At 67.0% G+C, this 5,585-nt stretch carries 7 protein-coding genes; 5 read left to right on the top strand and 2 right to left on the bottom strand.

Annotated elements, in window-relative coordinates; genetic code table 11:
* Window positions 1–263: 263 nt before the first annotated feature.
* From C0461_RS13145 to C0461_RS13160, 4 genes are all read left to right on the top strand, one after another.
* Window positions 264–1,223, top strand: a complete 960-nt coding sequence (locus C0461_RS13145) for a M28 family peptidase (RefSeq protein WP_292107643.1) — start codon at window positions 264–266, stop codon at window positions 1,221–1,223.
* A gap of 53 nt (window positions 1,224–1,276) precedes the next feature.
* Window positions 1,277–1,864, top strand: coding sequence for a hypothetical protein (locus C0461_RS13150; protein ID WP_292107644.1), 588 nt, complete (start codon window positions 1,277–1,279; stop codon window positions 1,862–1,864).
* A gap of 111 nt (window positions 1,865–1,975) precedes the next feature.
* Window positions 1,976–2,545: a LemA family protein gene (locus tag C0461_RS13155; protein ID WP_292107645.1), complete on the top strand. Its 570-nt coding sequence runs from the start codon at window positions 1,976–1,978 to the stop codon at window positions 2,543–2,545.
* Between the two features lie 6 nt (window positions 2,546–2,551).
* Complete coding sequence (locus tag C0461_RS13160; protein ID WP_292107646.1) at window positions 2,552–3,580, top strand: M48 family metallopeptidase; 1,029 nt, start codon at window positions 2,552–2,554, stop codon at window positions 3,578–3,580.
* On the opposite strand, the gene C0461_RS13165 is transcribed toward C0461_RS13160, so the two are convergent.
* Window positions 3,574–4,347: a pseudouridine synthase gene (locus C0461_RS13165; RefSeq protein ID WP_292107648.1), complete on the bottom strand. Its 774-nt coding sequence runs from the start codon at window positions 4,345–4,347 to the stop codon at window positions 3,574–3,576. The two genes, C0461_RS13160 and C0461_RS13165, sit on opposite strands and share 7 nt — an antisense overlap.
* Before the next feature lie 245 nt (window positions 4,348–4,592).
* Here C0461_RS13165 and C0461_RS13170 point away from each other — a divergent pair, with 245 nt between their 5' ends.
* Complete coding sequence (locus C0461_RS13170) at window positions 4,593–5,096, top strand: hypothetical protein (protein WP_292107650.1); 504 nt, start codon at window positions 4,593–4,595, stop codon at window positions 5,094–5,096.
* Here C0461_RS13170 and C0461_RS13175 read toward each other — a convergent pair.
* Window positions 5,093–5,585, bottom strand: a 493-nt coding sequence (locus tag C0461_RS13175; protein ID WP_292107652.1) for a DUF938 domain-containing protein, incomplete at its 5' end; no start/stop codon positions are given. The two genes, C0461_RS13170 and C0461_RS13175, sit on opposite strands and share 4 nt — an antisense overlap.

The following is a 5,585-nucleotide window of genomic DNA, read 5'->3' on the forward strand; positions in this document are numbered from 1 at the left end:
TCGCTGATCTCGGGCGCATCCTGGCCGTGATAGAGCAGGTCGTGGTGCGCGATGGCCTCCGCCAGGCGCTGCAGTTCGTCCGCCGCCTCGGCTTCGGTCAGGTTTTCAACGGGGGTGTCAGGCATCGGGGATTCGTCCGCTGGTGAGGCCGCAATCTAGGGCCCTTGCCGGGCGGCGTCATCGGCTGAGGTCAATGACAGTTCGTTTAGCTGACGACGCGTCCGCGAACCGCTAGAGCGAATGCAAACCTCACGGAGTTCCCGATGCGCCTTCCCATCCTTTCGGCCGCCGTCGCCGCCCTGATCCTGGCCGCCTGCGGAACGGGCCCGGCGCCAGTCGCATCAGCGCCCAGCGTGGAGGCGCCCGCCATTCCGGCGGCGTCGCGTCAGTTGCTGGAGGACCTGCGCATCCTGTCCCATGACGACATGGAAGGGCGCGACACAGGCTCGCCCGGCGGCGAGCGGGCCCGTGACTACATCGTCTCGCGGTTGGAAGCGCTCGGGGTCGAGGCGCCCCTGACCGGGCGGCTCCAGCCCTGGAACGCGCCGAACCGCAGCCGCATCGGTGCGGTGAACTATGACGGCGTGAACGTGATCGGCCTGATCCGCGGGACGGCGCGGCCGGACCGCTACATCGTGGTGACGGCCCACTACGACCACATGGGGACCTATGAGGGGCGGCTGTATAACGGCGCAGACGACAACGCCTCGGGCGTCGCCTCCATGCTGGAGTTGGCTGCACGGCTGAAAGTCGAGGCGCCGGCGCACTCGGTGCTGTTCGTCGCACTGGACGGGGAGGAGCGGGGGCTGCTTGGCGCCGATCAATTCGTGCAGCGTCCGCCCGTGCCGCTGGAGTCCATCGCCCTCAACGTCAATCTGGACATGACCGCGCGGGTGGACGACGGCTATCTGTGGGCCACGGGGACCTGGCAGTATCCGCAGCTGCGTCCGATGCTTGAGCCCATTCAGCCGGTGGGCAGCGTGCGACTGGTGATGGGCAAGGACACGCCGGCCGACACCGGCGCCGACAACTGGGTCAACAGTTCCGACCACGCCGTATTTCACCGGCAGAACATCCCGTTCGTCTATTTCGGCGTGGACTATCACCCCGACTATCACGAGCCGACCGACGATTATGAGCGGATCGACCCGACGCGGTTCATCGCCGCCACGGAGTTGATCGTTCAGGGCTTCCGCGCCCTGGATCAAGGGCTGGCGCGGTAGACGACGGCGGCTTTCGGCGCCACTTTCCCCGGGCGTCAAGCAAGGGGGATGTCATGCGCAGATGGATCATCGCTGGCGCCGCGGCGCTGGCCGTCGCGGCCTGTGAGCGGCAGACGGCCGAACCGCCGGTGGATGCGGAGGCGGTCGAGGCCGAGGGCGCAGGGGCGACAGAGCACCTGAGCGGCTTCAGCCACGAGATCAGTCAGGACGTGTCGGGCTATTACATGCCCGCGACACCGGTCGAGGCCGGGACCTGGCGGCTGACCAACATCAGCATTCTGCCCCAGAGCGACATGGCCGCCTGGGAAGGCGGTCAGCGCGGCGACGTCTATGGCCCGATCATGATCGAATTCGACGACACAGCCAGCCCTACCGGAGTGAACGAACTGGGTCAGCAGCATCACATGGTGACGGCGCGTGTGCTGCCCGAGGCTTACGAGATCACTGACACGCGGGTGCGCTTCCGGGGCCGGTCGCCGAACGTGGGGATGGTCACGCTTGACGCCGAACTGGACGGGGACGCCCTGGGCCTGGCGCGCCGCAACCTGGGCTCCAGCGAGAGTCCGGTCCTGACCGGAACCCTGACCGTGGGCGATCGCACCTTCGAGGGACAGTCGTTCCGCTGGTGGATGGGAGATTGAGCGGGATCCGACCGGTGATTTGATCTGACAATCCCGTTCCTGACCCCGATTTCACTTGGGTTCCAGCCGTCATTCGCGCGATAGTGGCGGGCTTAGGATAAGGAGGGCTTCATGGTCACCTGGATTATCATCGGCGCTGTCGTCGTCGTACTGCTGTTTCTTGTCGTCGGCGCCTACAACAGGCTGGTGGCGCTGGATCAGTCGGCCGATCAGTCGTTCGCCGACATCGACGTGCAGCTTCGCCAGCGTCAGGACCTGATTCCCAATCTGGTCGAGGCGGTGAAGGGATACGCCGGCCACGAACGCGGCACGCTGGAGGCCGTCACCCAGGCCCGCGCCGCCGCGCAAGGCGCCGGCAGCGTCAATGAGAAGGTCCAGGCCGAGAACATGCTGACCGCCGCCCTCGGGCGCCTGTTCGCGGTGGCCGAGGCCTATCCCGACCTGAAGGCCAGCACCAACTTCCTGCAACTCCAGAACGAGCTGTCGGACATCGAGAACAAGCTGGCCGCCGCCCGCCGCTTCTTCAACAACGCCGTGGCCGAGTTCAATGCCGTGCGTCGTCAGTTCCCGACTGTGCTGTTCGCCGGCCTGGTGGGTTTCGGCTCCGACAAGCCCTTCTTCGATCTGGGCGAGGCGGACCGCGCGGCCATGAATGCCGCGCCGCCGCAGGTGAAGTTCTAGGCCCTCATGGCGTTTTACGGTCAGGCCGTCGGGCTCAAGACCCACATCTGGGCCAACAACACGCGCTCGATCATGCTGCTCGCGGGTTTCCCCGTGCTGCTGGTGGTCATTCTGTACGGGCTTCAGCTGGTTCTGATGGGGTTCGGGGTCATCCCGAACTCCGGCGGGACGCTGGGCGACGACATGGCCCTGGCCGCCAGCATGCTGGGCTGGACCGTGCCCACGGCCCTGATCGTCGCCGCCATCTGGTTCGCCATCTCCTATTTCGGCAGCCAGGCCATGATCGACGCCATGACCGGGGCGAAGAAGGTGGAGCGGCGCGATGAGCCCGAGCTCTACAACCTGTTGGAAAACCTCTCCATCTCGCGCGGCATGCGCACCCCGACCCTGCGCATCATCGAACGTCCCGAGCTGAACGCCTACGCCTCGGGCCTGCACGAGGGGCGCTATTCCGTCACCGTCACCCGCGGCCTCATGGGCGCCCTGGACCGGGACGAGATGGAAGCCGTCCTGGCCCACGAACTGACTCACGTCATCAACAAGGACGTGAGGACCATGGTGATCGCCTCGATCTTCGCGGGCATCATCAGTGTCATGGCCGAGCTGGTGTTCCGAAGCCTGTTCTATTCGCGGGGCGGGCGCGGCGGAAACAACAAGAATGCGGGGCCCCTGATCCTGATCGGCATCGCTATCGCGGTGATCGGCTTCGTGCTCGCCGCTGTGATCCGCATGATGCTGTCGCGCACCCGCGAGTTTGTGGCGGATGCCGGCGCCGCCGAACTGACCAAGAACCCCGACGCCATGATCTCGGCCCTGCGCAAGGTGTCGGGGCAGTCCAAGCTTGAGGCGCCCGACGAACTGCGCGGCATGTTCCTGGACAATCAGGAAAAGGGCGCCGGTTTCGCCGGTCTGTTCGCCACCCACCCGCCCATCGAAAAGCGCATCGACGCCCTGGTGCGGTTCGCGGGCGGGCGGGATTTGCCGCTTGCCCGGCCGCAAGCGGCGCCGTCCACGTCGGTGCCGCCGACCTACTGAGCCGCGCCCGAGCCGCGGATCAGCGCCTCCCGTTCGTCCGGGCTCAACATCCGCCACCGGCCTTCCGGCAGGTCGCCCAGCGTCAGCGGCCCGATGCGGATGCGGTGCAGGTCGGTGACGCGCAGCTCCACCAGATCGCACATGCGCCGGATCTGGCGGTTGCGGCCCTCGGTCAGGATGAAGCGCAGGGTCTGGCCCTGCGCCACGGTGACGCGGGCGGGCTTCAACTGCCGGTCGTCCAGCTCCAGGCCGTGACGCAGCAGACTGAGCTTTCGTTCGGTGACCGGCCCCCGGACGGTGACCAGATACTCCTTGTCCAGTTCCGATTGCGGCCCGATGACAGCCTTGGCCACGACGCCGTCTGTGGACAGCAGCAGCAGGCCGCGGGAGTCCTCGTCGAGGCGTCCGATGGGGGGCAGGGACGCGTCCTTAGCGGGCGTCTGGCCCGGCCCCATGCGGTTTGCGCCGGTCAGCAGGCGTACCGCCGGAATCTTGCCCGGTTCGGGCTGGCCCGACACGTAGCCCACCGGCTTGTGCAGGACGATGGTGACGCCCGCCGCCAGTTCGGCCTCGGCCGCGTCGCTCAGCACAAGGGTCTGACCTGGCTCGATCTTGCGGCCCGCGTCGGTGACCACCTCGCCGTCGATGCGCACCAGCCCCTGGCCGATCAGGCCCTCGGCCTCGCGGCGCGAGCAGACGCCGGTCTGGCCCAGCCACTTGTTGATGCGGACGGGCTCGTCGCCGTCGTAGGTGCGGGTGAAGGCCATGGTTCGTCCGTGAAGAGAAGTCCCCCTTTTGGCGTCGCAGGGCGTTCACGGCAAGGCTGGGCGGTTGACCCTCAGGGCCAAAGACCTATATCAGAAGCCATCCACATGACGGATTGTCTTGTCCCGCCCCGCGCCTGACGCGGCGGCGGCTCAACCCGTCATTTTCGTGTCTTTGGCGCGAAAGCGTGAGGAAATGGACGGCGTCGTGCTGTCCGTCGACTTGAGATCAACCTTTCAGGAGAAGCATGAACGCTCAACGCAACGCCGGTAAATCTGGAAAACCCCGCGGCGGATTTCGCCGCGCACCGATTCGCGCCCGTGTGGGCCTGGCCATGCGCCGCTCCATGGACTTCGGCCCCTTGGGCGATGTCGAGCAACTGATGCAGTACGAAGGCATCTCCATGGCCCCCATCTCCACCGGCGACGCGAGCATGTCCGTCGGCGGCGTGACGGTGCTGCCGACCGCCAAGATGAGCGACATCGAGGATGGCTCCATGGCCGGCCTGATCATTCCGGGCGGCGCCCCGGACTCCGCAGCCGAGGAAAAGGTGGCCAACATGATCACCACGGCGCGCGCCAACGGCATGACGGTTCTGGCTTTCGGTGAAGGCGTCGCCCAGGCGGCCCGCGCCATGGACATCGACCCGGCCACCCTGGCCGACGCGCCGGGCGCGGTCATCGACAGCGAGGGTGCGACCCCGCTGATGACCCGCGAACAGCTGAGCTTGGTGGCCCAGACGTTGGGCTAGGCCTTGCGGAACAGCAGGCTGAGATTGTTGGCCGGCATCTCGACCCGCAGGGTCAGGTGCAGGCCGTGATCCCGCGCCAGCTGAGAGACGTCTTGCAAAGCCCGCAATCCCCACTCGGCGTTGCGGGCTTTCAGATTCCGGTCGAAGTCCGCGTTGGACGGCGCCAGCGGAACGTCGGCCTCGTGGTACGGGCCGTACAGATACAGAAGGCCGCCGGGACCGAGCACCTGCGCCGCGCCGCGCATCAGGCCCTCGGTGGCGGCCCACGGGCTGATGTGGACCATGTTGATGCAGACGACAGCGTGGAACGGGCCGTTCGGCCACGTGGCCGGATCGGCGGCGTCAACAGGTTCCGCAGACCGTAGGTTGTCCAGCCCCGACGCCTTGCGCCAGATCTCGATTCCCTCGCGCGCTTCGACGGACGGGTCGCTGGGCGTCCAGTCCAGATCGGGCAGAGCGCGCGCGATGGCGGCGGCGTGCTGGCCCACG

Origin of the sequence: Brevundimonas sp. (assembly GCF_013823285.1) — a bacterium.
Lineage (GTDB): Bacteria > Pseudomonadota > Alphaproteobacteria > Caulobacterales > Caulobacteraceae > Brevundimonas.

What these genes read in the sequence shown, in the direction of transcription:
- C0461_RS13160 (WP_292107646.1), top strand. Translation starts at nt 2,552, where the DNA reads ATGGCGTTTTACGGTCAGGCCGTCGGGCTCAAGACCCACATCTGGGCC.
- C0461_RS13155 (WP_292107645.1), top strand. Translation starts at nt 1,976, where the DNA reads ATGGTCACCTGGATTATCATCGGCGCTGTCGTCGTCGTACTGCTGTTT.
- C0461_RS13165 (WP_292107648.1), bottom strand. Translation starts at nt 4,347, where the DNA reads ATGGCCTTCACCCGCACCTACGACGGCGACGAGCCCGTCCGCATCAAC.
- C0461_RS13150 (WP_292107644.1), top strand. Translation starts at nt 1,277, where the DNA reads ATGCGCAGATGGATCATCGCTGGCGCCGCGGCGCTGGCCGTCGCGGCC.
- C0461_RS13145 (WP_292107643.1), top strand. Translation starts at nt 264, where the DNA reads ATGCGCCTTCCCATCCTTTCGGCCGCCGTCGCCGCCCTGATCCTGGCC.
- C0461_RS13170 (WP_292107650.1), top strand. Translation starts at nt 4,593, where the DNA reads ATGAACGCTCAACGCAACGCCGGTAAATCTGGAAAACCCCGCGGCGGA.